This is a genomic window from Pedobacter aquatilis (genome assembly GCF_032678405.1).
Taxonomy (GTDB): Bacteria; Bacteroidota; Bacteroidia; order Sphingobacteriales; family Sphingobacteriaceae; genus Pedobacter; species Pedobacter aquatilis_A.
On record NZ_JAVTSJ010000002.1, the window covers coordinates 491,441 to 517,851 of the forward strand.

Genomic DNA, 26,411 nt, shown 5'->3' on the forward strand with positions numbered 1-26,411 from the left:
TCAGGTTTATTAACTTGAGGCATAATCATTTAACCTAACCGATATGAAAAACCTAATTACCCGCCTACTGGTGCTCTCAGCAGTGTTTGTATCAATATTGGCATTTAAAGGTGATGATGACCCTTTTAACGCCATCCTTAAAAAACTTGTTGATTACAACGTTAAATACCCCCACGAAAAAATTTATCTCCACCTTGATAAACCTTATTATGCTGTTGGCGATGATATTTGGTTTAAGGCCTATGCTACCAACTCAAATGCCAAAGGACTTTCCTTATTGAGTAAAATAGTATATGTTGAATTAATTGATGAAAAGGATTCGTTAAGAAGACAGCTTAAATTGCCTCTAATGAATGGTGTGAGCTGGGGGAATATAAAAATTGCCGATACTTTAGCTGAAGGAAATTATCGGATTCGTGCTTATACCAACTACATGCGAAACTTCGAAACAGATTTTTTCTATGATAAAACAATTAAAATAGGCAACAGCATTTCAAATAAAGTTTTCACAAAAACGGCTTATAAATTCAGTAAAGACAACAACCTTAATACTGTTGTTGCCACGATTCATTTCGAAGATAAAAGCGGTGTTCCATATCGCGAGGATGATATTAGCTATGAGGTTGTATTTGATGATAAAACACAATCTAGAGGCAGAGCTCAAACCGATTTAAACGGCGATGCACAGTTCAAATTCACAAGCAGCCAGGTAAATAAACCAGGCAAAATCTTGGCAACTTTAAATCTTCCGAATAGAATTAAAGTAACGAAATCAATTCCGATTCTGGCAACTTCCAATCAGGTAGATGTACAACTTCTACCCGAAAGTGGCATTCTTTTGGAAGACTTGCCTCAAAAGATTGCCGTAAAAGCAGTAAATTCTTCGGGTAAAGGTGAAAATATTTCCGGAGTGGTTTTGGATGACAGCCGCAATGTAATTACCACTTTTCAAACCGAACATTTGGGTATGGGCAATTTTATCACCAACGTACAACCAGGAAAAACTTACACTGCAATTGTTAAATTCAAAGATGGTTCTGAAAAGGAATTCAAATTTCCTGAAATACAGAAAAAAGGTCATTCGCTTTCAGTAGAGGATATAAATGCAGAAACACTGAAAATAAAAATATTGTCTTCGGCAGATGTAGTAAATGGAGAGGAGCTTAAAGTTGTTGCGCAACAAAGCGGTTCTATTTTTCATGTGGCCAAAGCAAAAATTAATAAGCAACTAGTTACTACTTCAATAGAAAAGAACAAGCTACCCTCAGGAATAACACAGCTCACATTATTTTCAGGAGAAAATCAGCCAATTGCTGAACGACTGGTTTTTGTGAAGCACAGCAACAATCAAATAACCATAGATATAAAAACCGATTCGGTTTCTGCTTCGAGAAAAGGTAAAACTGTTTTTGCTTTTAATGCATCTGGTAACGATAAGGCATCGATTGGAAGCTTCTCTGTTTCTGTTGCCAATATCAGTAAAATAAAACCCGATGAAAATAATGAAAGTAACATCTTAAGCAGCCTGCTGCTCACTTCAGATTTAGCAGGATATGTAGAAAGTCCCAATTACTATTTTCTCAATGATGATAATAAAACCAATCAGGAGCTGGATAACTTAATGCTTACCCAGGGATGGAGCCGTTTTGTATGGAAAAATGTAATTAACAATGTTTTTCCGAATATTACTTTTGCGCCTGAGCAATCCAGTATAATAAGTGGCCAGGTAAAAAAGGGAGGAAAACCAGTAGTCGGGGGAAAGGTGCTGTTAATGGCTAAAGATTCTAAAGCATTTGTATTAGATACGATAACGGATGCCAATGGAAGGTTTAAATTTCAGAACCTTTTATTTAAAGACAGTACAAAATTTGTTGTTCAGGCCCGAACCAAAGATAATGATAAAAAAGTAAATATAATTTTAGAGCGGATAGCCAATCAGGTCATTACTAAAAACAAAAATATTGCCGACATTGAGGTTAATGTTAATGAAGCATTAATGCCTTATATTAAAGCCAATGATACTTATTTTGACGAGATGAGGCGTTTAGGTTTAATGGATGAAGGGATAAAACTCAATGAGGTAATCATCGCGGGTAAGAAGAACCTGACGCCTAATTCTTCGAATTATAATGGAGCTGGAGTAGCTGATTATATTTTGCCGGGCAGTAAAATAAAGGACCTCGTTACCTGGGGATCAGTTTGGAGAATGCTTCCCGGGGTAGAGGTTTCGCGAATGGATACACCTCGGTTGATCAGGGGAGGATTTGGTTCTTCAACACTAAAGAATACACCAATGATGTACGTTATTGATGGAATTTATCCAGGTACTTTGGATGGATTAAGGCCTGCCGATGTTGAAAGTATTGAATTACTGAAAACCATTGCGCTGACTACAATTTATGGCATGGAAGCAGGTGGGGGCGTAATTGTTATAACAACCAAGAAAGGTACCGACTTATCATATAAATATGAGCCCGAAGGCATTGTTAATCTAAACCCGAAAGGAATTACGGTTTCTAAGGTTTTTTATTCTCCTCAATATGATAAACCCAAAGAGCTGGATATTGATGATACCAGAAATACGGTTTATTGGAATCCCGAAATTATTACAAATGATGATGGGAGCGGACGTTTTGAATTTTATAATGCCAACGAACCTGGCAATTACAGAATGATTATTGAGGGAATCGACATTTCAGGGCATTTAGCAAGAAAGGTATATACCTATAGTGTTAAATAGCTAAAAAATAATAAATTTGAATTAGTATGCATGCATACTAATTCAAATTTATTATTTTGCCTGAAATACAACTAAAATGAATACGATTAAAGTAAGTGTAAAAGACCGTTTAGCAACGATAACATTAGCCAAAGGGAAATCAAATGCATTAAATCGTGAGCTGATTACCGAGCTTGATGACATGTTGAAAAATATCGCTGCTGATGACAATATAGGCGGTGTTATCTTAACAGGAAGTGCACCGTTTTTCTCAGCAGGCTTAGATTTGATCGAGCTTTATAATTACAACGAAGCAGAGGCAAAATCTTTCTTTCAGTTATTCTTTGGTTTTGCGGCAAATATGGTTGCCTTTAAAAAACCAATTGTCGCTGCCATTAGTGGGCATAGCCCCGCAGGTGGTTGTGTAATGGCCCTCGCTTGCGATTATCGTATCATGGCCGAAGGGCAATACATTATTGGTTTGAACGAAGTCCCAGTTGGTATTATTGTTCCGAACAGTATTTTCCAGCTCTATGCCTTCTGGATAGGCAAAGCCGAAGCAAGCCGAAGTTTGCTTACCGGAAAACTCTATAATCCTGACGAGGCTTTAAAAGTGGGTTTGGTAGATGAAATTGTTAAAGGCGAATCCCTTTTAACAACTGCCGAAAGAAAAATCAAAAAATTCATGGAGCTCGAAAGCAATACCTGGTCGCAGAGTAAGCTTAATATCCGTGAAGAACTAATTGTTTCGATGCGTGCCGATCAATCTGCAACCTTAGCAAAGATGCTTGAGCAGTGGTGGTCACCGAGCACACGACACATCCTGAAAACAATTTTGGAGAATCTTCAAAGAAAATAGCCGCTGCATAATAGCTCATTCAAAATTTGTGTGAAGATGGCACCGTGCTAATCAATTCAATTTTTTAACCAGTATAACAACCCGAAATTATGTTTGCATTTAATCAGCCTATGCTTAGGGATGATGCCCTGAAAGGAAAAACCATTGTGATTACCGGCGGCGGAACCGGTTTAGGAAAAGCCATGGGGATCTACTTTTTAAAGTTAGGCGCCAACCTGGTAATCACCAGCAGAAAGCAGGATGTGCTTCAAAAAACTGCCGATGAAATGGAGGAAAAAACAGGAGGCAAGGTTCTGGCAGTTGCCTGTGATGTACGTGATGTTACACAGGTGGAAAGCGTGCTTGAGAAAACATTGGAAAGATTCGGGCAGATTGATGTGCTGTTAAACAATGCTGCAGGTAATTTCATCTCTCCAACGGAGCGCTTATCGGCAAATGCCTTTTCATCAATTATCGATATTGTTTTAAAAGGAACAGTAAACTGCACCTTAACATTCGGTAAACATTGGATAAAAGAAAAACAAGCGGCTACCGTTTTAAATATCGTTACTACTTACGCTTTTACGGGCTCAGCATACGTGGTTCCCTCAGCCTGTGCTAAAGGAGGTGTTCTGGCTTTAACCCGTTCTTTAGCGGTTGAATGGGGTAAGTATGGTATTCGTACTAATGCTATCGCTCCAGGCCCCTTCCCAACAAAAGGCGCCTGGGAAAGGTTACTGCCTGGTGACTTGGCCAAAAAGTTTGATTTCAAAAACCGCGTTCCACTGAAAAGGGTTGGCGAGCATCAGGAACTGGCAAATCTTGCTGCTTTTTTAGTAAGCGATTTTTCTGGTTACATTAATGGCGAAGTAATTACCATTGATGGCGGAGAATGGTTGCAAGGTGCCGGCCAAATGAACGGACTTGAAGCAATTCCAAACGAAATGTGGGACATGCTGGAGCAAATGACCAGAAACGCTAAATAATGTAAAAGATAAGATGTAAGTGGGGCACATGAGCGCATGATTCCGTTTCCCTTTTACATCATCCATTTTCCATTGTTTTAATTTTCCCTCTTACATTTTTATTTATCTTTGCCCGTATGAATATCTTACTATTAGGTTCAGGTGGCAGAGAAAGTGCATTCGCCTGGAAAATAAGCCAGTCTTCACACTGTGATAAATTAATTATTGCGCCGGGAAATGGTGGTACGGGTGCTTTTGGTACTAATATCAATATCAATGTAAATGATTTTGATGCCATTAAGAAAATTGTACTGGCCGAAAACATCAACATGGTTGTTGTTGGACCCGAAGAACCTTTGGTAAACGGCATTCACGATTTTTTCCTTGCTGATGATGCAATTGCGCATATTCCGGTTATCGGACCAAAAAAAGAAGGCGCAATTTTAGAAGGTAGTAAAGATTTTTCTAAACAGTTTATGGAACGCCATGGTATTCCAACTGCCGCTTCAAAATCGTTTACACCTGAAACTTTAGAAGATGGCTTGGCGTATCTTCAAACACATAGCTTGCCGGTAGTTTTAAAAGCTGATGGTTTGGCTGCGGGAAAGGGTGTGTTAATTTGTACTGAAACCATTGAGGCACAGGAAGAATTAAAACTGATGCTTGGGGGCAAATTTGGTGCTGCGGGTGCAACCGTAGTTATCGAAGAGTTTTTAAGCGGGATAGAGCTCTCTGTTTTTATTTTAACCGATGGTGAAAATTATATTACTCTTCCCTCTGCAAAAGATTATAAAAGAATTGGCCAGGGCGATACTGGTTTAAATACTGGTGGTATGGGCTCTGTTTCTCCGGTGCCGTTTGCAACTCCTGAATTTTTATCAAAAGTTGAAGAAAGAATCATAAAACCAACAGTTGAGGGCTTAAAGAAAGATAATATCGATTATACCGGTTTTATATTTTTTGGTTTGATAAAGGTTGGCGATGAACCTTTTGTAATCGAATACAATGCCCGCATGGGCGATCCGGAAACAGAAAGTGTGATACCGAGGGTTGAAAACGATTTGGTTGAACTCTTTATCGCAACAGCAAATAAAACTTTAAATCAGGTCAATCTTGTTATTTCAGAACAAACTGCTGCTACTGTAATGATTGTTGCCGGAGGTTATCCTGGCGAATACCTTAAAGGTAAGGCTATTTCGGGGATCGAAAACCTACGCCACTCTAATGCTTTCCACGCCGGAACACTATTGGATAATGATGTAATTAAAACTAACGGTGGGCGTGTTATCGCAATTACCAGCTTACAAAAAGATATGTTTACCGCATTGCAATCAGCAACTGCTGATGCCGGAAGAATTTATTTCGATGGTAAATATTTCAGGGAGGATATTGGCTTCGATTTAATTTAAGGGGATTTGTTTTGAAGAAAACACTAAAAAAGATTTCAGAAACAGCCATCAGGCAAGGGGAGTTTATTTTTACAGATGAGCAGGTAACCTCAGGATGGTTAGGTAATCAAGCAGCATCTTTAACTGAAATAAAACAGCTGGAGGCACAATTGCAGATTATCTTACCAAAGGATTATAAAGAATTTCTGTTAATAACTAACGGTTTTACCTCACCTAATGAAAATACCGAACCTTCTTTTGAATCGGTAACCAATGTCGGTTATTTAAAAGATATCGATCCGGAATTAATTGAAATCTGGATTAATAATGATGAACTACTTGATGTTGCCATTAAGCTATCAAGAAGCATTGTTATTGGCGGCAGAAATGAAGAGCAGTATTTTCTCCTGATACCGCCATTGTCAGAAAATGAGGAATGGGAATACTGGAAATTTGCCTCCTGGATTCCTGGAGAAGACCCTTACAAAGGCTTAGAAAATTACTTTATAAATGCTTTGGATTTTCTAAAATCAGCATAAAAAATAAAAGCCCTGATGCAACATCAGGGCTTTTATTTTACAAGAAAACTGAATAAGTCAATCTTCCAGTCTATTTAGTTTTACTACCTAAAAGTTCCTGAAGCTTGTTTTGCAAAGCCTCTTCTCTTAAACCTTTAGCAATAATTTTACCAGTCGGGTCGATTAAGAAGTTGGCAGGAATAGAACGGATACCATACATTACGGCAACTTCATTGCTCCAGCCTTGTAAGTCAGAAACATGGGTCCATGTTAGTTGATCGTCTACAACTGCTTTCTGCCATGCTTCTTTAGTGGTTTTAGTAGAACCTCCATCTAATGAAACACCTAGAACGGTAAAGCCTTTATCTTTAAACTTGTTGTATGCAACAACCACATTCGGGTTTTCCTGGCGGCAAGGGCCACACCACGATGCCCAGAAATCTACCAATACATATTTACCTTTAAAATCAGATAACTTAACCGGCTTTCCTTCAGCATCATTTTGTGTAAAATCCATTGCCATAACACCTACAGCAGTTTTTTTGGAAGCCTCTAAAGTTTTCGCTAAAGTGGTTCCAATTTTAGTCGCTTTTAATTCAGGACTTATGCCAGCATAAGCCGTTTCAACTTGTATAAGAGCATCCGGATCACTGGCTAATTGTGATAAGGAAACTAAACTAACATAAGATTTTGGATTGTTTTTAGCAAAAGCCAGATAAATTGGTGTCATTTCTTCTGATGCTTTTTCATAGCGCTCACGAATACCGGCCACTATGGCTTTATCTTGTTTTTGCTCTGCACTAAGTTTAGCATATTCGGTATTTATAGCCTCAATTTTATCGGTTGCTGGTTTTAGGCTAGCTTTTAATTTTGTATTATCATCGTTTGCAGGTGTGCCAGTTACTTTAACAGATTTAATAGAATCTGTAGAACTTACCGTGATATTTCCGGGTTCAACATATAAGCTTGCATAATCCATGTTACGGGTATTGCTCCCTTTAACGTAAGGATTTACGTTTTTAAAAAGGTTCCCCATAACCGGGTCGTTAGCAGTAGTCCCTTTAAATTCAAACTTGCCATTTGCTACTACAGCTGAATCAGTTTTACGCTCACTATTTGCAGTATAAACAAAGTATATTTTATCACCTGTTTTTAATGCTTTTGCATCGCCTTTTATGGTAAATGGCTTTTGAGCTAATGCTGCCAAAGGCAATAAAGCCATTGCAGATAAGAGTATTTTTTTCATGGTTATAATTTTCGTCAGTTGGTAAAGGTAAATATTTGTGGTTCTTTAACGTAACTTGTTGTGTAAAATTATGATAGCTTTTGATAAGTTCGCCACCATAGGTCGGGCATATCCCCGTTTATTGCTGTTTGGTAATCATCATAACGGCAAGGAACCAAATGGTATCGTTCGTTTTTTGATTCCCCGGTTGGGTATGGAACCTGCATCCACCAGCGGTCTGATTTCTTGCTTTTCACAAAGGTCATCTCTCCGGAGCCATCTTTTAAACTGGTTCTGTAAATGATAAACTGCGATTTTGGGGTAAGCGGGAAATCCTTCTTGCGGGCATAAAACCCATCTACGAAGTACCATACCATCTGCGCCAGCAAAAAAGCTGTTTGGCCATTATTATCGTAAGCAGGATTAAATTCGTAAAAACCAATGGAAGTAAGTTTATCATTCATTCCGGCATAACGGGTAATTCTGCAGGCTTCTTCGCCATCAAAACCATTAGGTGTAGTATTGGCATTTGCAGCAGCATCAGCTGAACGAATGGCGCCAATGTCAAAACTTATCATATTTGCATTGCGGATAATGGGCTCGGTTAAAGTAATATCCTGTGCAAACTCTCCAAGGCGATGCACATCAAAATAAAGTTTATCCATCACACTCAAACTCTCCTGGTTTACAAAATAAGTCTGGTAGCCAATATTGCTGAAATTGAATAAATAGTTTGGCTGATGAAGAAAAATCTTATTCAGGTAACAATCTGAACGTGTTGCAATGCCATCATGACTGTCATCATCAATATCAAACTGATTATCTACGATAACGAGATCAACTTTTTGCTCAAGGTCTTCGTAGCCCATATATTGCGCATAGGTTAAATCCTGTCCGCCGCCAATAATCACCGGAACAATGTCGTTTTTTATCAGTTCAGAAACAACCATTTTCACGGCAATATAGGTGTCGGCAAGTGATGCACCAGGACGAATATTACCTAAATCGACCAAACGACTGGTGAAAGCACCCTCATTTAAGCGGTAAAATTTTTCCCTGAAATAATCCGGGCCAATGCCACAACCTTCATTATTAATGGCACTTCTGCCATCAAGCACACCAAAAATTGCAATGTCGAATTTCGATTCCTCCAGATCAGGAAAAGATTCGGTATAAAATTGAGTTTTTAAACCCAGCTGACTGGTATAAAACCCATCTTTTGGCGTAAACTGTTCGGCATTTAATGGTGAAAAGAAATCGGTTAGTGACATATATTTAAAACTATCGCCTCAAATATCTATTTTTGAATGCGTATTTTCACATGTAGCCCAAAAAAAATAAATGATACTCGTAACAGGTGGCACGGGATTTTTAGGATCTGAATTAATAAAACAGTTAACCGATAGCGGTTTAGCCGTTCGGGCATTAAAACGAAAAACTTCTGTAATTCCTGCTATCATCGCAAATAATCAGCTTGTTGATTGGGTTGAAGCGGATATAAACGAACCTGCTGCTTTAGAAGATACTTTTGTTGGGATTACAAAAGTGTTTCATTGTGCGGCTTTCGTCTCTTTTAATCCTAAAGATAAAAAGCAGCTGTTCCATGTAAATATTGAAGGAACTTCGAACATTGTTAACCTTTGTCTTGAAAATAACTGCCGCCTTTTACACGTAAGCTCAGTCGCTGCATTAGGCGATGCTAAAAGAGGCAAACAAATCACAGAGATGGATTATTGGGAGTACGATGCCAACGCACATGCTTACGGTTTGTCAAAATATGAAGCCGAAATGGAAGTGTGGCGGGGCATTACCGAAGGTTTAGATGCATTGATCGTAAATCCATCTGTTATCATAGGGAAAAATGTGGGTTTTGAAGGAAGTGGTGCCATATTTAAGTTAATTAAAGATGGTTTTTCATTCTACACGGATGGTGCTTCGGGATTTGTTGATGTGGAGGATGTTGCTAAAGCCATGATATTGCTGATGGAAACCCCGGTTAGTGGCGAGCGTTACATTATTTCGGCAGATAACTACCATTACAAAGATTTGTTTACAGCAATAGCGAATGGTTTTGACGTTAAGCCCCCGGTAAAAGAAGCAAAGCCATGGATGCTTGGAATCGCATGGAGAGCCTTGAAATTTTTCGCCTTTTTTACCGGTAAACAACCATCAATTACTAAAGATACAGCAAAAAGCAGCCTTGCATTAAGCTATTACGATAACCAAAAGATAATCAGTGCTACAGGTATTCAGTTTAAACCAATAGCACAAAGCATTCAGGAAATTACTCAATACTTAAAATAATGCCTAAACAAAAAGCCTACTACATTATTGATTTTGACAGCACTTTCACCCAGGTTGAAGCACTAGATGAGCTTGCCAGAATATCTTTAAAAAAACATCCTGAAAAAGAGGCGATTTTTCAAAAAATTGAAGATTATACCAATCAGGCGATGGAAGGAAAGCTTTCTTTTTCCGAAAGCCTTGCGCAGCGGGTAAAATTACTGGAAGCAAATGAAGACCATTTAAAGCAGTTGATCAAGCACCTTAAGAAAAAAGTTTCGACATCTTTTTCACGTAATGCCGCTTTTTTTAAAAAACATGCCGATGAGGTTTTAATTGTATCTGGAGGATTTAAAGAGTTTATTACACCAGTTGTAAGCCAGTATCATATCAAAAAGGAGAATATTTATGCCAACACTTTTGTAACAACCGGTGATGGCAAAATTATTGATTACGATCATGCAAATCCTTTGAGTGAAGAAGGCGGTAAAGTTAAACTACTTCAGCATTTGAAATTAGAAGGCGAATTATTTGGTATAGGAGATGGTTATTCTGATTTTCAGCTTCGCGAAAGCGGTATGATTAATAAATTTTTTGCCTTCACTGAGAACATTGCCCGCCAAACCATTATAGAAAAAGCAGATCACATTACGCCAAGTTTTGATGAGTTTTTATATGTTAACGATTTACCAAGAGCGATTTCTTATCCAAAGAACAGGATTTTATGTCTGGTTATTGGTGATGTAGACCCAAGGAGCATTGCGCTGCTTAAAAATGATGGTTTATCAATCAGGCACAAAACATCATTCGAAGAAAAATATGTCAAGGATGTTGGGATCATGCTCTTGGCAGATGGTGAAAAAATTGATAAAGAGCAGTTGAAAAATGCGGTTAAGTTAAAAACTATTGGTTACCTGGGCAATTCGAAGAATAAGATTGATGCCGGCATTTGTACAAAAATGGGTATTGTTGTTTTTGATGATGTGAAAGCTAATCCCCGTAACCTGGATTTTATCCCAAAAAGAATGATCGATTTTATGAATACGGGGACGACCTATTTAAGTGCGAATTATCCAAATTTACAGCTTCCAAAAATCGATAAAGCACATCGTTTAATCCATATCCATAAAAATGTTCCGGGTATAATGGCGCAGATTAATACTGTTTTTGCAAAACACAATATTAATATTGTTGGCCAGTTTTTAATGACAAACCCGGAAATTGGTTATGCCATTACCGATATTAATACCGAATATGATAAGCAGTTATTTAAAGCCCTTAAAAAAATCGAACATACGATAAAATTCAGGGTGTTGTATTAAGAATATTTTTGCAAATCAATAGCTACATAAAATGGTTTGTGGCATACAGACCATTTTATAACATGCGTTTTTACTTCAAAAATTGATGCCTTTTTAATAACAGGTGTTTAGGGCTGCCAATACTTTGGGAGCGGTAAATGCTGGTATGTCCTGAAAATAAATAGGAAACAACACAGGCCAGTGCGATATAAATGCCCGATGCTGCGCCAAATAATTCTATACCCATAAAAATACAGGCCAGCGGGGTATTTGCCGCTCCCGAGAAAACGGCCACAAAACCCATTCCGGCAAGTAATCCAACGGGTAGTGGAATAAAAAGGCTTAAAAAACTGCCTAATGTTGCGCCAATGAAAAACAAAGGTGTAACCTCGCCCCCTTTAAAACCCGAACTTAAGGTTAATGCCGTTAAAAAAAGTTTAATAGCGAAAGTGTAGTAAGGTTCCTGAAAAGTAAAGGATTCGGAGATAACCGGAATCCCCAGTCCAACATATCTTGTTGTATCAGAAAGGAAAATAATAACGATTAGCATAAAACCACCAATAACAGGGCGTAGTGGCGGATATTTTATTTTGCCAAATAATGCAGACAGGCGATGGTTTAAGCCGGAAAAACTGCGGGCAACCAAGCCAAAAATTATTCCTGCGCCAAGCGATAAAAGGATTTTAATACCATCCATTTGTGGAATCGATGCGATTGAATAATGTGTATGGCCAACTCCCCACATTTTACAAATATAATCGGCAATTACTGCGGTTAAAAAAGAAGGTAGTATTGCATTGTACACAAGTGAGCCTACAATGAAAACTTCGAGGCCAAAAACTGCTCCGGCTAAGGGGGTGCCAAATACCGAAGCAAAACCTGCACTTATCCCACAAATAAGAATAACTTTTCTGTCTCTTGGTTTCAGCCTGAAGATCTTTGTAAACTGATCAGCGAATGCGCCGCCAATTTGAACGGCTGTACCTTCTCTTCCGGCCGAGCCGCCAAACAAATGCGTAATTATTGTCCCCGCAAAAATTAAGGGGGCCATAAGTAAGGGAATCACATTCCTTGGGCTTTGCAATTCTTCAATTAAAAGATTATTTCCCTTTACAACATTTTTTCCCCAGTAATGATAAGTAAGGCCTATTAATAAACCCGCAAGAGGTAAAAAAACAATTATCCATAAATGAGATTCGCGGTAATCGGTTGCCAGATTTAACGTTTCTAAGAAAAGCGCCGATGCAGAACCTATTATGCTACCTAAAATAGAAGATATCAGCAGCCATTTGAAACTGCTCAATAATAAAACACCAAACTCGAGTTTGATAAAGCGATTGAAAGACAGAAGAAAACCTTCTGTTAATTTTTTAACAGGCATTAGAAATCAATTTTAAATAAAATCGTAGGAGTCATCAGCCTGTTTGGGCGGTTTTGGCGGTACCCCATCGCCATTATTCAAATGTATAAAATTTACTATTTGCTGCAAAATATGTTTATCAATTTAGGAATATTAACTTTGTTGTATGGAATTTACGCCCGAAATAAAAGATAAGCTCGATCAGCTTCAGGAAAAATATACCGCAATGGGACAGGATATGGCCTCCTATCTCGACGGATTGCTTTACGCAGATTTTCTTACCTATTGGGATTATATCCATCTTGATACACTCTTAAGCTTACAGAGCCCGAAAACACCTTTTCCTGATGAAGAAATTTTTATCATGTATCATCAGATTACAGAGCTTTATTTCAAGTTAACCTTACATGAATGCAAGCAAATTGCCGAATATCAGAATTTAACCGTTGATTTTTTTACGGCCCGCATAAAACGTATTAATGCTTATTTCAATGCACTGACCACTTCATTCGAGGTAATGGTTGAGGGCATGGAGAAAGAACAGTTCCTGAAATTCAGAATGTCGCTTTTGCCGGCAAGTGGTTTTCAGTCGGGACAATACCGGATGATCGAAATCTGTGCAACCGATTTTATCCGGCTGGTAGATAAAAGTAAGAGAGCCGAGTTAAGTACAGCAACATTGGAAGATCAGTTTGAGCATATTTACTGGAAATTTGGTGCCACTGAACTCTCATCTGGCAAACAAACGCTTACACTAAAACAATTCATTAAAAAATATTCTGCTCAGTTTTTACAATTGGCAAAAGATAGAACGCTGACGAATTTCTCAGCACTTTATCAGCAATTTAAAGCAAATGGAAGCGATGTAACAGCTTTAGGTGAGGAGCTTCGCAAACTCGATTTATATGTAAATGTAGAGTGGCCGCTGGCGCATTATAAATCGGCTGTTCGTTACCTGGAGAAAGATCCGGTAGATGTAGCTGCAACAGGCGGAACTAACTGGCAAAAATATTTACCACCCCGTTTCCAGAAAAGAATTTTTTATCCCTTTTTATGGACTGAAGAACAGATGGATGAATGGGGCAAAGGTTGGGTGCTTAGTGTGCTTAAAACACTAAAGAACAAAGATTAATATCTGAAAATACTATTAAGATAGCCGCATTTTTCTTAATTTGCGCAAAATAATTAATGATTGAATTAAAGAATGACAAAAGGTTTGGATTGCAAGAAGCGAATCATTTCACTCATTCCTAAATCAGTCATTCAAAATGAATAAAAGTATGACCGAGACATTAGATATAAAAATTGCAAAAGCTGATAAAACACGTTTATCGGTTACCGATTTTTCGCAATTACCTTTCGGTAAAGTTTTTACCGACCACATGTTTACCGCTGATTATGAAGATGGCGAATGGAAAAATCTTCAGATTTTGCCATATGGACCAATTCCAATGAGCCCAGCAATTTCTGCACTTCACTACGGTCAGGCAATTTTCGAAGGTTTAAAAGCCTATCGTCAGCCGGATGGAAAGATTAGCGTTTTTCGTGCAGACAAGAATTTCGAGCGTTTTAATAAATCTGCTGCGAGAATGTCGATGCCGACTATCCCGGAAGAAATTTTTATGCAGGGCCTTGCAGCATTAATCAACATCGATGAGAAATGGGTGCCCTCTCAGGATGATTATGCATTATATATTCGTCCGGTAATGTATGCAACAGATCCTTATTTAGGCGTTAAAGCATCAGATACCTATAAATTTGCTTTGCTTACCACACCAACTGGTCCTTATTACAGCAATGCGTTGAAAGTTAAGATTGAAACGGAATATACAAGAGCAGATGATGGTGGTGTAGGTTTTGCAAAAACTGCAGGAAATTATGCCCGTTCGCTTTATCCTTTTGAAGAAGCAAAAAAAGAAGGTTTTGACCAGTTAATATGGACTGATTCTATTAATCATGAATATATTGAGGAGGCAGGTACAGCTAACCTGATTTTTGTAATTAACGGTAAATTAGTTACGCCATCAGTTAGGAGCACTGTTTTGGATGGTGTAACAAGAGATACAATCATTAAATTGGCAAAGGATGCTGGCGTAGAAGTAGAAGAGCGAAGGGTTTCGGTTAAGGAAGTTATTGACGGGATTGAAAACGGAAACTTAACTGAAGCTTTTGCTGCTGGTACAGCCGCAACGGTAACTCATATCGGAGAAATTGGTTATTTGGGTAAAACTTATAAACTTACCGATGCTTCAACCAGGACCATTTCAAATGGTATCGCAAAAAGATTAAATGATATCCGTTACGGCCTTGCTCCAGATGAGTTTGGCTGGAATTGGGTTTTATAACAGCAATATTCAGCTTATAAAAAAAGCCCCATACTTTTTAGTGTGGGGCTTTTTTTATGGCAAAGCTTTTTGCTTTTACCTTTAAGGTTTTTTAATTATTTATCCAGGATTACAACACCTTTTGCCTCAAAAGCTAATTCTTTTTTAGGTTCAGTAATTTTGGCAACTTCTTCAGGAGATTTCTTCGCGTCTTCAGCATAATGGCGAAGTGTTTCAACTGAAATGGTTTGTTTTTTAGCGATACCATCTAAAACGACTTTTTTACCTACCACATCCATTGGCATAAAAAAAGCATAATCTTTAAAAGTAACACGCATTGGTTCGCCGTTTGCCATTTCTAAAGTCATCCAGCAGCCTTTTTTCTTGCAAACATCAACAACTTTACCTTCAATTTTCATATCCGTAGTTGTTTTGTCGCCCATTGCAGCTTCCATTTTAGCAGCAGGCTTAACATCACCAGGTGTAACGGCCTCACCAAATTTTTGACCTGTATATGCTGTTTGCGCAAAAGTGAGGGCTGTAATCAGGCAAAATCCTAAGCTTAAAATAATTTTTTTCATAACATTGTTTTTTGAGATTATATTAATTTATTTTTCCGGTAATTATCTGTAGCAAAGTTATTTAAAATTTTTCTAAATAGTGAAGGCAAAAAAAATCCTCGCTAGCTCTCACTAACGAGGAAAATCATCCCTATTGTTATAGATCACATCCCATGACGTACAACATAATACATTAGGCAAATGTTAATCCAAAACTTAATTGTTAATAGGTTTGCTTGTAACTATTTGTATTTCAGGTTTTTATTTGTTTAAGTGGTTTTGCCATTTTATTTTTATTTTGGGGAATTGGGGAAATCAATATCCTAGTTGTGGAATTTCGTGCACTATATTCCCCAATTTGCTTATCATCTTTACCCAAAAATATGGCTAAAAACTTCCTCAATTTTACTTACGGCCTTAATTTCGATATTATATTTTTCTTTGCTTATCCCTTTTAAATTATACTTTGAAATATAAATGGTATCAAAGCCAAGTTTATCTGCTTCGGCAATACGTTGTTCAATACGGTTTACAGCTCTGATCTCACCCGATAGTCCAACCTCGGCTGCAAAACAATTTTTTGAAGAAACGGCAATATCCTGATGGGATGAAATTATAGCAATCAGTACGGCCAGATCAATTGCAGGGTCTTCAACCCTTATTCCTCCTGCTATGTTTAAAAATACATCTTGCGTGCTCAGGCGGAACCCACAGCGCTTCTCCAGGACAGCTAAGAGCATGTTCATTCTTTTGGTATCGAAACCTGTAGCCGATCGCTGAGGCGTACCGTAAGCTGCAGTACTAACCAATGCCTGTGTTTCAATGAGCATTGGCCTTGCACCCTCTAGCATTGCTGCGATTGCAATGCCACTTAGCGATTCTTCTCGTTGTGTTAATAATATCTCAGATGGATTTGAAACTTCCCTTAAACCGCTACCCTGCATTTCATAGATACCAAGTTCGGCAGCAGCGCCAAACCTGTTTTTTATCGATCGTAAAATTCGGTATACATGGTGTCTGTCACCTTCAAACTGTAAAACGGTATCAACCATGTGTTCCAGGATTTTAGGACCTGCAATAGCGCCATCCTTGGTAATATGGCCAATTAAAAATACTGGTGTTCCGGTTTCTTTCGCAAACCTTAACAATTCAGCCGTACATTCACGAACCTGTGAAACACTTCCTGGCGTCGATTCAATGTGTGCAGAATGCAGGGTTTGAATCGAGTCGATAACCACTATTTCAGGCTCGAGAATTTCAATTTGCTTAAATATGTTCTGGGTAGAGGTTTCAGTGAGGATATAACAATCAGCAGATGGGGATGCCGTTATTCTTTCTGCCCGCATCTTTATCTGTTGTTCGCTTTCTTCCCCTGAAACGTAAAGTAATTTTTTCCCTTTTAAATTTAACGCCAGCTGAAGCATCAATGTAGATTTCCCTATACCAGGCTCACCACCAATTAAAGTTAAGGAACCTTCAACCAAACCGCCGCCAAGCACACGGTCTAATTCTTTATCACCGGTTGGTATGCGTCTTTCAGGAGAACTTTCTATTTCATTTACTTTATTGGGTTTGCTTGTTTTTCTTGTTGAAACGGCATCAGTTTTCCAGGTTGGAACGGCTGTCGGGTTTTTCTCAACAACTTCTTCAACAAAAGTATTCCATTGATTGCAGGAAGGACACTTTCCCAGCCATTTGGCCGATTCATAGCCACAACTCTGACAGAAATATGCTGTTTTAGTTTTTGCCAATTGATTTATGTTTTATTTAGTCTTACGAATTTAGATTTTATCGGGGGTAAAAACTAAAACAGTTTTACACAAAAAAACGCCTGATTCCAGGAAAAGGGATCAGGCGTTTTTTAAAGATAATTTTTAAAGTTTTATTTCTTCATCTTTTGCAGATATAAAATGAAACTCGGTTAAGTGATAAGCAGATTGTGCCTTTACTTTAATCCACTGGCCATATTTGAAAAACCAGCGGCGTTGCAAATTAAAAATACCTTTGGTAATGTACGCTTCAATGTACGGGTGAACGCAGAGCGTAACACCTTTTTCATTTTGCTCTCTTAAAATATAGTTCAGGTTATTTTCGATATCATCCATGAGAACGATACTTGCTTTAATTTCACCTGTTCCATCGCAGGTAGGGCATTTTTCTACCGTAACGATATTCATTTCCGGACGAACACGCTGACGGGTAATTTGTACCAAACCAAATTTACTCGGTGGCAAAATGGTATGTTTGGCACGATCAAGCAACATCAGCTCACGTAGATAATCGAATAATATTTTGCGGTTAGCTGGTTTGTGCATATCGATAAAATCGATAACGACAATACCGCCCATATCGCGTAAACGCAACTGACGGGCAATTTCTTTCGCCGCCTCTTTATTTACCTGTAAAGCATTCTCTTCCTGATTTTCTTTACTGGCAGTACGGTTACCACTATTAACATCGATTACGTGTAATGCTTCTGTGTGTTCTACAACAAGATAAGCACCACCCGGTAAGTTTACTGTTTTGCCAAAAGCATTTTTAATCTGCTTTTCTACTCCAAAATGATCGAATATTGGTTCTTTCTGTTTGTATAGTTTTACGATTTTTTCCATTTCAGGAGAAATATCGTGTACATAAGAACGTATATCGTCGAACAGCTCTGGAGTGCTCACGTAAACATTTGTAAAATCAGGGTTCAGAATATCGCGTATTAACGTCGATGATCTGTCCATTTCTCCCCAAACCCTTTTCGAAGGTTCGGCTGTAGGAAGTTTTTTTATGAAGTTCTCCCATTTTGCAACTAAATCTAAAAGATCTTTTTGCATTTCGGCAACTCCTCTTCCTTCTGAAACGGTTCTGATAATTACCCCAAAATTTTGAGGTTTAATACTTTCTATAATCTTCTTTAAACGATTACGTTCGGTATTACTTTTTATTTTTTTTGATATGGATATGGTATTGGAGAATGGCACCAGTACCACATACCTGCCGGCAATAGATAGGTCGGAACTTAAACGTGGTCCTTTCGTAGAAATTGGTTCTTTAGCAATTTGTACTGGAAGGAGCATGTTTTTACTAAGCACATCAGAAATTTTGCCTGCCTTGTTTATATCGGCTTCCAGCTTTAAATTGTCTAATAGAGTGCCTGTAACCGAGCCATTACGCTTGATTTTAGTTAGCTTAATTAAAGATTGTACCTGAGGGCCCAAATCAAAATAATGCAAAAATGCATCTTTTTCATAACCAACATCCACAAACGCAGCATTCAGGCCGGGCATAATTTTTTTAATGCGGCCTAAATAAATATCGCCTACGGCGTAGTTATTATTGATTTGTTCTTTATGAAGCTCAACAAGTTGTTTGTCTTCAATCAAAGCTATGGTAACTCCGGCAGGAGTCGAATTGATTATTAATTCTTTTACCAACAGCTACAGATTTAAGGCTTTCGCCTATTAACAAATGGATAGTAAAAATAAGAAAACAGAGATATAGCACAATCTATACAATTTATAAAATCATATAAATATTTTAAACCTCATAGTGTTTTACTATGAGGTTTAAAAGGCTAAATCAAAAGAAACTATTTTTTCTTATGTCTGTTTTTTCTTAAACGTTTTTTACGTTTGTGGGTAGCCATTTTATGTCTTTTTCTTTTTTTACCGCTTGGCATAATTTTAAGTTTTAAATGTTTTTATTAATCTGTTAATTAATTTTTATTCTTTAGTTCAGCAACTTTTTTATCAATAAACGATGATAAAGTAGGGTTTGCCGCTAATTTTTTGCTTTTTAAATAAGCTTCTACAGCTTCTTTGTTCCGGTCTAAGTTTTCTAAAGCCGTAGCTAAATAAAAATAGGCCTCAGGTGTTGGCGCTGTAGCAATAACTGTATTAAAACGAGGAATTGCTTTGTCGAACTGTCCTGATTTAATTGAGAATAAACCAAGGTTCATATTTGCTTTAACGTTTTTAGGGTCTTTAGCAACAACTTCAAGCAACATTGCAATACCTTGCATTGGTGCGCCTAAGCCATTTACTATTGTTACGCCTAATCCTGTTTTGGCATCAATGTTTTCCTTGTCAAATTCAAGTGCTTTTGTAAAAGAAGCATTGGCTTTCTGCAATAGAGCAGGTTGTGCCAAACTATCTTGTGTGCTTTCAAAAGCTTTTAAGAATTTGTTTCCTGAAGCTAACCAGCTTGTTGATGATGGTTTTGCCTGGGCAACAACTTCTAAATAGAGTGCTGATGGGGTAAGTTGCTCCACATCATCCCATTTCTGGGCTAATTGTTCGGCAAGTGCTACTTTTTCAGCACCATTTGCACCTTTATAACTGTTTTCCAACGCTGTAATATCAGTAGCTAGACTTTTATTAATTACGTTTTTGGCAGCCTGAGATGTTGTTTGAATACTTAAGCCTGAAGAAACAGCAGCTGATTCTGACATTTGAGCCGAAGAAGGCATCTTACCATTCTCTTCAGTTGGCTTTACTAAACCTTTAATATCACGCGTAAACAAGAAGGCAACAAGCAATAAAATCGCTCCGATAATGATGGTTTGTTTTAATCTGATGCTGCTGTTCACGATTCGAATGGTTTAGGCTTCTACTTTAATTTTTTTTGAGTTACTTTTTACTTTATCAACAAATACTTTTGCTGGTTTAAAGCTAGGAACAAAATGTTCAGGGATAATTATTGCAGTGTTTTTTGAGATGTTTCTTGCAGTTTTTTGTGCTCTCTTTTTAACAACAAAGCTTCCGAAGCCTCTAACATAAACATTCTCACCGCCAATCATGCTGGTTTTGATCACCTTGAAGAATGCCTCAACTGTTTCCTGCACATCAACCTTCTCAATTCCGGTTTTTGTTGATATTTCTGAAATAATATCTGCCTTAGTCATATTTAATTATTTATTATGTATTGTGTATTGTGTATTGTGTATTGTGTATTTTTAATATTACCACTGATTTGGGGTTGCAAAAGTATTGCTTTTTAATGAGATAGGAAAATAAAAGATGATTTTTTTATCTCCGGTCATATCAGGTGAATGCAAGATTTTTAAAAAATGAATAATTACACCGTTATTTGCAGCAATGACATTCCAAAACAGCATCGTAAACTGGTACCTGATTAATAAAAGGGATTTGCCCTGGAGGCATACAAATGATGCCTATGTAATATGGCTTTCGGAGATTATTTTACAACAAACAAGGGTTGAACAGGGCTTGCCATATTTTAATAAGTTTCTGGAGAATTTCCCTACCGTTACCGATTTCGCCACTGCTACTGAAGCCAAAGTATTAAAGCTGTGGCAGGGTTTGGGCTATTACTCACGCGGAAGGAATATGCATAAAACTGCGCAGGTGGTAATGAACGATTATGATGGAAACTTTCCAACGCTGCATGATGATCTCATAAAGTTAAAAGGAATAGGCGAATATACCGCAGCGGCAATTTCTTCTTTTTCATCAGGCGAAGCCAGAGCTGTTGTTGATGGAAATGTATTCAGGGTTTTGGCCCGATATTTCGGAATTGATACACCGATCAATTCCCCTGAAGGTAAGAAACAATTTTTTAAGCTTGCGAATGAGCTGCTCGACCGAGCTAATCCGGCTTTATATAACCAGGCAATTATGGAGTTCGGTGCTATACAATGTAAACCTAAATTGCCCGATTGCAGCATATGTCCTGTTAGTGTTAGCTGTTATGCTTTTGAAAACGATCGTATTTCCCAATTACCGGTAAAACTGGTGAAAGCAAAGCAAAAGCACAGGTATTTTAACTACTTGGTTTGTACAGCTGATGATAAAATATTGGTCAGAGAGCGTCAGGCGGGCGATATCTGGCAGCATTTGTACGATTTTCCCTGTATCGAAACAAATACTTTTGAGGATGATAGTGAAGCCTTTGATAACAAGGTTAAAACAGATTTTGGGCCGGAAGCAGCTGTTAAATTTATCAGTTATAGAAAGCATGTTTTAACGCACCAAATTATCCATGTACGTTTTTTTGCTTTAAAAAATTATATATTTAACTTTAGTAAACAAAAGGAACTTAATTGGGTTTCTTTAAATACATTAGATGAATTGCCACAACCTAATGTGATCAGAAATTTTATAGAAGAGTATTTCTGATGCAATGAAGGATTAACTAACCTTCTTTAATTAGGTTTAGTAAATCATTTATGAATAAAAACTAACCAAAAAAAATATTTTATGTCCGGTATTAACAAAGTTATTTTAGTCGGGCACTTGGGTAAAGACCCTGAAGTGCGACATTTAGATGGAGGCGTAACAGTTGCCAGCTTTCCTTTAGCTACATCAGAAACTTACAATAAAGATGGGAAGCGGGTTGAGCAAACCGAATGGCATAATATCGTTTTATGGAGAGGATTGGCAGAGGTAGCTTCAAAATATCTTCAGAAAGGCAAGCTCGTTTACATAGAAGGTAAATTAAGGACCCGTTCGTTTGAGGATAAAGAAAAGGTTAAGAAGTATGTTACAGAAATTGTTGCTGAAAACTTTACTATGTTGGGCCGGAAGAGCGATTTCGAACCAGGACAAACGGTAAATCATGTTCAGAATAACGAAACGAAAATTGAAGATGAATTCACCATTCAACCTGATGATGAAAATGGTGACCTGCCTTTTTAGGTGAAAATTAAAATATATAAGCTAAAAGGCCCCGGATATCCGGGGCCTTTTCTTTATGTCATTACTCTACAGTAACCGATTTAGCAAGGTTTCTTGGCTGGTCTACATTACATCCTCTCATTACAGCGATATGATAAGATAAAAGCTGTAAAGGTATGGTAGCCAATAGTGGTAAAAAGGCTTCATCCGAATCTGGAATTTCTATACAGTAATCAGCCATTTTCTGAACTTCGGTATCGCCCTGTGTTACAATTGCAATTACTTTTCCTTTACGGGCTTTAACTTCCTGTATATTGCTGATTACTTTCTCGTAAGACGAGTTCTGTGTAGCAATAAATACAACAGGCATTTCTTCATCAATTAAAGCAATGGGTCCATGTTTCATCTCAGCTGCAGGGTAACCTTCTGCGTGGATGTATGAAATCTCTTTAAGTTTAAGGGCTCCTTCAAGGGCAACCGGGAAACCGCTTCCTCTACCTAAAAATAAGCAGTTTCTGGAGTCTTTAATTTTTTCTGCTACTTCCTTAATTAATTCATTCGAAGCTAAAGCAGCCTGAATTTTCTCCGGAACATGATCCAGCTCTGTTAACAGGCTAATCATTTTAGATTGTGTAATGGTTCCTTTCTGCTGCGCCATATAAAAAGCCATCAGGGTTAGTGCCGTTACCTGCGCCGTGAAAGCTTTCGTCGATGCGACCCCAATTTCTGGCCCGGCATGTGTATAAACACCCGCATGGCTTAGTCTCGGTATTGAAGCTCCGGCTACGTTACAAATTCCAAAAATGGTAGCACCACGTTCTTTAGCCATTTCTATGGCGGCCATAGTATCAGCTGTTTCTCCCGATTGCGAAATCGCAATTACAACATCTTTTTCGGTTATGATTGGATTACGATATCTGAATTCTGAAGCATATTCTACTTCAACAGGTATACGGGCGTATTCTTCAATCAGATATTCGCCAACTAAGCCAGCATGCCATGAAGTTCCACATGCCACTATAATAATTCTATCGATATTCTTTAGTTTCTCCACAAACTCCTTAATACCGCCTAGTTGTACTTTTCCTTCTTCAGGGTAAATACGGCCACGCATACAATCCCTGATTGATCTAGGTTGTTCGTAGATCTCTTTTAGCATAAAATGATCGAAACCGCCTTTTTCAAGCATTTCAAGCTTTAATTCTAACTCCTGTACTAAAGGTGTTTGAACAACATTATCTAGGTGTTTTACCAATAAATCATCTTTAGTAACTAAAGCAATTTCATTATCGTTTAGGTAGATAACATTTTTAGTATATTCTATGATAGGGGTAGCATCTGAAGCTATGAAATATTCACCTTTGCCAACGCCAATAACCATAGGGCTACCTTTTCTTGCTGCAATTAACCGGTCAGGATTCTCCTTGTCCATAATTACAATTGCATATGCTCCATTAACTTCATGCAAAGCTAAACGCACAGCTTCGAACAAATCGATCTGCTCTATCTTTTGAATTTCTTCAATAAGGTGAATTAAAACTTCAGTGTCTGTGTCGCTTTTAAATTCATGCCCACGTGAAGAAAGTTCTTCCTTTATGGTTGCGTAATTCTCAATAATCCCGTTATGGATAATGGAAAGTTTGTCGTTATTAGAGGTGTGTGGATGTGAATTGCGGTCTGATGGGACACCATGCGTTGCCCACCTGGTATGGCCCATTGCAATGTTTCCGGTTTTGTCTTTATCTGCTGCATACTCTTCTAAAGCAGCAACTTTACCTACTTTTTTATAAATATGCTGCCCATCCTGGTTTGTTAACGCAATGCCTGCACTATCATAACCACGATATTCTAATCTTTTAAGCCCTTTTAATACAATTGGCCAGGCTTCTCTATAGCCTATGTAACCTACAATTCCACACATGTTTTTCTAAATGTTTGCAGCAAATATAACAAACAAACGATTGTCTTTATATTTGGAACCGCTTTTTTGAAATAAAAAAAGCCCCGTCTGTATAACAGCGAGGCTTGCGTATTTTTATAACCAGATTAATTAATCTTAGTGTAGTAAATGTTTAGTTTTAAACGGTTAGTTGTGCTACCGAAAGTGCCTATCACAGCACGTGCAGCAGACGAGCCTGATGGTGTGATATCAAATTCAGACAATGAAGACGGCGCAATAAAAGTGCCATAATCAGTTTTCTTTTTATCGATCAAATCCTGTACGTATGAGGTAACATTAAATACATATCTGTTATTAATTGAATCAAAGTAACCACCAAAAATAGCATCGGTAAATGCCCTCGAGTCGCCGGTGTAGTTAGTTCCGGATTGATCATGATCAGGAACATTCACTGGTTGCTCCGCAATATCCCAACGGTAAAGGGATAGCCTTTGAGGGGCGTTGAATGGATAGCCAAATGTTCCTGTACTTAAATCTACCACAAGCTCAGCCTTGTTGATAACAGCTTTACCGTAAACACTTGTGAAGTTTTTTAAGTTAGGGAATGAAATTTTAGTTTTAACTCCGGCAACCGCTTGTAAATAGGTGACATTATATTGCGTTGCAGGATTATCCAATTGTGTTTTTACAGGCGTTCCTGTATAATCGTGTTTTATGTTTGCAGCAACAAGCTGCGTAGTAGTTGCTGTAATTGGAAAACTTTTTGAAACCGTATCAATTCCACTGGTTGAGCTTGTTTTTTTGTATACCAACTGAAGATAAGAACTCGTACTGGCAAAATCCAGAAATGCAACACCTCCGGTACCCGTTGATGAAGTTTTATTAATTTCAGCGTAAAGACCCTTAAAATATTCGGCAAACTTTACATTGCTTGATGTACCCGTTGTTGGCAAGCTTAAAATAGTACTTTGAATAAACGCTTTATTTAAAGGGATTCTAATCTGCGCCGGAACTGTTCTCATGGTATCTTTGGCGCCAACTACTATATCAGTAACCTTAATAGGTGTATTAGGAAATATCTTGCTGTTAAAATTACCCAATAACTGACTGTTGTGTGCCTGTACATCAGATGATTTATAATTTGTAATGGTATTGGTTAGCTGATAAACGTCGATACTGTATTTTGATGATGTTGTATCGCCATAAAATTGCGTACTTAAGTTAAGTACCAACACAGCCGAATCCAGAACGGGTGATGTTCCAAAATCAAGACTGAGTTCAGAAGGATATACAGTCATTGCTACACTCGATTCCGTTTTTCCAAAAACAGGATCAGTCATGTAGCCAAGAGGATAACGAGATAAGGCCGAAGTGCTAATAGCAGGTTCCTGCACTGTTTGCGATGTTATCGGCTGATCGCTTACCAGGGTACCCTGGATAGCAGAATTCGGATCAACATCTAAACCTACACCCGTTGGGTTTTTACAGGAAGCAAAAAGAAAAAGACCTATCAACAGGGTTAATAAGTCTTGTTTTATAAATTTCATATTTAAAAATAATAATACCTAATTAAGCAACAGAAACCAATTCTTCATCTGAAATTTCTTCATAAAAAGTATAGAAGTTTTCAAAATTTTCGGTTAAGTTATAAGCTAAAGTTGGCTTATTTGAATCTTTAACATATTTTAACACAGCTGCATCAAGGTTCTCGTCGGCTAAAACTACTGCATCTGAATGGCTTACAGCGCCAATGTGTAAACTATTTACATCTGCGCCTTCGTAAGCTTTTGTATCAGCCTCAGTCATATTGGCCATTACAGCTTTCTTAGAGAAGTTAGCATTTAACTTTTCACTAAAACCACCTTCGTAAATAGAATAAACTACTCTTGAATTTTTGAAGGTAGGATCGTTTTTATAAGTTGTTTTAATATAAGCAGGAACCAACGAACTCATCCAGCCATGGCAATGAACAATATCAGGAGCCCAACCTAATTTTTTAACGGTTTCTAATGCGCCCTTGCAGAAAAAGATGGTACGTTCGTCGTTATCGTCAAAGAATTTTCCGCTTGCATCAGCAAATACTTGTTTGCGCTGGAAATATTCTTCATTATCCAGAAAATATACCTGCATACGTGCAGCGGGGATGGAAGCTACCTTAATAATTAAAGGGTTATCGTTATCATCAATAATAATGTTCATTCCCGATAAGCGTATTACTTCGTGTAAACGATTTCTTCTTTCGTTGATATTACCGAATTTAGGCATCAGAATGCGGATTTCGAATCCTTTATCTTGCATTGCCTGTGGTAATTGACGCGTGATTTCAGAAATTTTAGTAAGCTCGAGGAAAGGCGACATCTCGTGTGTAACAATCAGCAGCTTCGTTTTTGCCATCTCCATATTC

At 37.8% G+C, this 26,411-nt stretch carries 22 protein-coding genes and 1 riboswitch; of the genes, 11 read left to right on the forward strand and 11 right to left on the reverse strand.

Going from position 1 to position 26,411, the window contains the following annotated elements; all coding sequences use genetic code 11:
- Positions 1-43: 43 nt before the first annotated feature.
- The 5 genes from R2R71_RS07590 (at position 44) to R2R71_RS07610 (ending at position 6,449) form a co-directional block, all read left to right on the forward strand.
- A complete protein-coding gene (locus R2R71_RS07590) occupies positions 44-2,740 on the forward strand; it encodes a TonB-dependent receptor (protein ID WP_316830661.1) in 2,697 nt (898 codons plus the stop codon).
- 76 nt (positions 2,741-2,816) lie between these two features.
- Positions 2,817-3,578 carry an enoyl-CoA hydratase/isomerase family protein gene (locus R2R71_RS07595; RefSeq protein WP_316830662.1) on the forward strand — a complete coding sequence of 254 codons (762 nt, stop codon included), beginning with the start codon at positions 2,817-2,819 and terminating at the stop codon, positions 3,576-3,578.
- Between the two features lie 89 nt (positions 3,579-3,667).
- Positions 3,668-4,543 carry an SDR family oxidoreductase gene (locus R2R71_RS07600; RefSeq protein ID WP_316830663.1) on the forward strand — a complete coding sequence of 292 codons (876 nt, stop codon included), beginning with the start codon at positions 3,668-3,670 and terminating at the stop codon, positions 4,541-4,543.
- A 116-nt stretch (positions 4,544-4,659) separates the two neighbouring features.
- A complete protein-coding gene (gene purD / locus R2R71_RS07605; protein WP_316830664.1) occupies positions 4,660-5,931 on the forward strand; it encodes a phosphoribosylamine--glycine ligase in 1,272 nt (423 codons plus the stop codon).
- 11 nt (positions 5,932-5,942) lie between these two features.
- A complete protein-coding gene (locus tag R2R71_RS07610; protein WP_316830665.1) occupies positions 5,943-6,449 on the forward strand; it encodes an SMI1/KNR4 family protein in 507 nt (168 codons plus the stop codon).
- A 70-nt stretch (positions 6,450-6,519) separates the two neighbouring features.
- Here R2R71_RS07610 and R2R71_RS07615 read toward each other — a convergent pair whose 3' ends face one another.
- Together R2R71_RS07615 and R2R71_RS07620 are read right to left on the reverse strand one after the other, a co-directional pair.
- On the reverse strand, positions 6,520-7,674 hold the full coding sequence (locus R2R71_RS07615; RefSeq protein WP_316830666.1) for a TlpA disulfide reductase family protein: 1,155 nt from the start codon (positions 7,672-7,674) through the stop codon (positions 6,520-6,522).
- A 68-nt stretch (positions 7,675-7,742) separates the two neighbouring features.
- A complete protein-coding gene (locus R2R71_RS07620; protein ID WP_316830667.1) occupies positions 7,743-8,924 on the reverse strand; it encodes a formimidoylglutamase in 1,182 nt (393 codons plus the stop codon).
- 70 nt (positions 8,925-8,994) lie between these two features.
- On the opposite strand from R2R71_RS07620, the gene R2R71_RS07625 reads away from it, so the two are divergent.
- Entirely contained in the window at positions 8,995-9,957 is a 963-nt protein-coding gene (locus R2R71_RS07625) for an NAD-dependent epimerase/dehydratase family protein (protein WP_316830668.1), read from the forward strand.
- Positions 9,957-11,258 (forward strand): HAD-IB family phosphatase, encoded by a 1,302-nt coding sequence (locus R2R71_RS07630; RefSeq protein ID WP_316830669.1) that lies wholly within the window; start codon positions 9,957-9,959, stop codon positions 11,256-11,258. Before R2R71_RS07625 ends, R2R71_RS07630 begins: the two co-directional genes overlap by 1 nt.
- Before the next feature lie 70 nt (positions 11,259-11,328).
- Here the strand turns inward: R2R71_RS07630 and R2R71_RS07635 are convergent, their stop codons facing one another.
- Positions 11,329-12,618 carry a voltage-gated chloride channel family protein gene (locus R2R71_RS07635; protein WP_316830670.1) on the reverse strand — a complete coding sequence of 430 codons (1,290 nt, stop codon included), beginning with the start codon at positions 12,616-12,618 and terminating at the stop codon, positions 11,329-11,331.
- An 18-nt stretch (positions 12,619-12,636) separates the two neighbouring features.
- Positions 12,637-12,699, reverse strand: a riboswitch (Fluoride riboswitch).
- A gap of 64 nt (positions 12,700-12,763) precedes the next feature.
- On the opposite strand from R2R71_RS07635, the gene R2R71_RS07640 reads away from it, so the two are divergent.
- Together R2R71_RS07640 and R2R71_RS07645 are read left to right on the forward strand one after the other, a co-directional pair.
- Complete coding sequence (locus R2R71_RS07640; RefSeq protein WP_316830671.1) at positions 12,764-13,729, forward strand: tryptophan 2,3-dioxygenase family protein; 966 nt, start codon at positions 12,764-12,766, stop codon at positions 13,727-13,729.
- Positions 13,730-13,877: 148 nt separating this feature from the next.
- A complete protein-coding gene (locus tag R2R71_RS07645; RefSeq protein WP_316830672.1) occupies positions 13,878-14,942 on the forward strand; it encodes a branched-chain amino acid aminotransferase in 1,065 nt (354 codons plus the stop codon).
- Positions 14,943-15,037: 95 nt separating this feature from the next.
- Here R2R71_RS07645 and R2R71_RS07650 read toward each other — a convergent pair whose 3' ends face one another.
- From R2R71_RS07650 to R2R71_RS07670, 5 genes are all read right to left on the reverse strand, one after another.
- Positions 15,038-15,502, reverse strand: a complete 465-nt coding sequence (locus tag R2R71_RS07650) for a DUF4920 domain-containing protein (RefSeq protein ID WP_316830673.1) — start codon at positions 15,500-15,502, stop codon at positions 15,038-15,040.
- Between the two features lie 350 nt (positions 15,503-15,852).
- Entirely contained in the window at positions 15,853-17,232 is a 1,380-nt protein-coding gene (gene radA / locus R2R71_RS07655; RefSeq protein WP_316830674.1) for a DNA repair protein RadA, read from the reverse strand.
- 123 nt (positions 17,233-17,355) lie between these two features.
- Positions 17,356-18,906, reverse strand: coding sequence for an Rne/Rng family ribonuclease (locus R2R71_RS07660; RefSeq protein ID WP_316830675.1), 1,551 nt, complete (start codon positions 18,904-18,906; stop codon positions 17,356-17,358).
- A 281-nt stretch (positions 18,907-19,187) separates the two neighbouring features.
- Positions 19,188-20,060: a tetratricopeptide repeat protein gene (locus R2R71_RS07665; protein ID WP_316830676.1), complete on the reverse strand. Its 873-nt coding sequence runs from the start codon at positions 20,058-20,060 to the stop codon at positions 19,188-19,190.
- 12 nt (positions 20,061-20,072) lie between these two features.
- Complete coding sequence (locus R2R71_RS07670) at positions 20,073-20,375, reverse strand: HU family DNA-binding protein (RefSeq protein WP_055909222.1); 303 nt, start codon at positions 20,373-20,375, stop codon at positions 20,073-20,075.
- 193 nt (positions 20,376-20,568) lie between these two features.
- On the opposite strand from R2R71_RS07670, the gene mutY reads away from it, so the two are divergent.
- Together mutY and R2R71_RS07680 are read left to right on the forward strand one after the other, a co-directional pair.
- Positions 20,569-21,609: an A/G-specific adenine glycosylase gene (gene mutY / locus R2R71_RS07675; protein ID WP_316830677.1), complete on the forward strand. Its 1,041-nt coding sequence runs from the start codon at positions 20,569-20,571 to the stop codon at positions 21,607-21,609.
- An 81-nt stretch (positions 21,610-21,690) separates the two neighbouring features.
- Positions 21,691-22,128, forward strand: coding sequence for a single-stranded DNA-binding protein (locus R2R71_RS07680; protein WP_316830678.1), 438 nt, complete (start codon positions 21,691-21,693; stop codon positions 22,126-22,128).
- Between the two features lie 61 nt (positions 22,129-22,189).
- On the opposite strand, the gene glmS is transcribed toward R2R71_RS07680, so the two are convergent.
- The 3 genes from glmS to R2R71_RS07695 form a co-directional block, all read right to left on the reverse strand.
- Positions 22,190-24,028: a glutamine--fructose-6-phosphate transaminase (isomerizing) gene (glmS, locus tag R2R71_RS07685; RefSeq protein WP_316830679.1), complete on the reverse strand. Its 1,839-nt coding sequence runs from the start codon at positions 24,026-24,028 to the stop codon at positions 22,190-22,192.
- Between the two features lie 125 nt (positions 24,029-24,153).
- Positions 24,154-25,554: a DUF4270 domain-containing protein gene (locus tag R2R71_RS07690; RefSeq protein ID WP_316830680.1), complete on the reverse strand. Its 1,401-nt coding sequence runs from the start codon at positions 25,552-25,554 to the stop codon at positions 24,154-24,156.
- Between the two features lie 22 nt (positions 25,555-25,576).
- Positions 25,577-26,401: a glycogen/starch synthase gene (locus R2R71_RS07695; RefSeq protein ID WP_316830681.1), complete on the reverse strand. Its 825-nt coding sequence runs from the start codon at positions 26,399-26,401 to the stop codon at positions 25,577-25,579.
- Positions 26,402-26,411 lie beyond the last annotated feature (10 nt).

What these genes read in the sequence shown, in the direction of transcription:
- glmS (WP_316830679.1), bottom strand. Translation starts at nt 24,028, where the DNA reads ATGTGTGGAATTGTAGGTTACATAGGCTATAGAGAAGCCTGGCCAATT.
- R2R71_RS07640 (WP_316830671.1), top strand. Translation starts at nt 12,764, where the DNA reads ATGGAATTTACGCCCGAAATAAAAGATAAGCTCGATCAGCTTCAGGAA.
- R2R71_RS07625 (WP_316830668.1), top strand. Translation starts at nt 8,995, where the DNA reads ATGATACTCGTAACAGGTGGCACGGGATTTTTAGGATCTGAATTAATA.
- R2R71_RS07635 (WP_316830670.1), bottom strand. Translation starts at nt 12,618, where the DNA reads ATGCCTGTTAAAAAATTAACAGAAGGTTTTCTTCTGTCTTTCAATCGC.
- R2R71_RS07595 (WP_316830662.1), top strand. Translation starts at nt 2,817, where the DNA reads ATGAATACGATTAAAGTAAGTGTAAAAGACCGTTTAGCAACGATAACA.
- R2R71_RS07620 (WP_316830667.1), bottom strand. Translation starts at nt 8,924, where the DNA reads ATGTCACTAACCGATTTCTTTTCACCATTAAATGCCGAACAGTTTACG.
- R2R71_RS07650 (WP_316830673.1), bottom strand. Translation starts at nt 15,502, where the DNA reads ATGAAAAAAATTATTTTAAGCTTAGGATTTTGCCTGATTACAGCCCTC.
- R2R71_RS07630 (WP_316830669.1), top strand. Translation starts at nt 9,957, where the DNA reads ATGCCTAAACAAAAAGCCTACTACATTATTGATTTTGACAGCACTTTC.
- purD (WP_316830664.1), top strand. Translation starts at nt 4,660, where the DNA reads ATGAATATCTTACTATTAGGTTCAGGTGGCAGAGAAAGTGCATTCGCC.
- R2R71_RS07615 (WP_316830666.1), bottom strand. Translation starts at nt 7,674, where the DNA reads ATGAAAAAAATACTCTTATCTGCAATGGCTTTATTGCCTTTGGCAGCA.
- R2R71_RS07695 (WP_316830681.1), bottom strand. Translation starts at nt 26,401, where the DNA reads ATGGCAAAAACGAAGCTGCTGATTGTTACACACGAGATGTCGCCTTTC.
- R2R71_RS07670 (WP_055909222.1), bottom strand. Translation starts at nt 20,375, where the DNA reads ATGACTAAGGCAGATATTATTTCAGAAATATCAACAAAAACCGGAATT.
- R2R71_RS07590 (WP_316830661.1), top strand. Translation starts at nt 44, where the DNA reads ATGAAAAACCTAATTACCCGCCTACTGGTGCTCTCAGCAGTGTTTGTA.
- R2R71_RS07680 (WP_316830678.1), top strand. Translation starts at nt 21,691, where the DNA reads ATGTCCGGTATTAACAAAGTTATTTTAGTCGGGCACTTGGGTAAAGAC.
- R2R71_RS07600 (WP_316830663.1), top strand. Translation starts at nt 3,668, where the DNA reads ATGTTTGCATTTAATCAGCCTATGCTTAGGGATGATGCCCTGAAAGGA.
- R2R71_RS07690 (WP_316830680.1), bottom strand. Translation starts at nt 25,554, where the DNA reads ATGAAATTTATAAAACAAGACTTATTAACCCTGTTGATAGGTCTTTTT.
- mutY (WP_316830677.1), top strand. Translation starts at nt 20,569, where the DNA reads ATGACATTCCAAAACAGCATCGTAAACTGGTACCTGATTAATAAAAGG.
- R2R71_RS07645 (WP_316830672.1), top strand. Translation starts at nt 13,878, where the DNA reads ATGACCGAGACATTAGATATAAAAATTGCAAAAGCTGATAAAACACGT.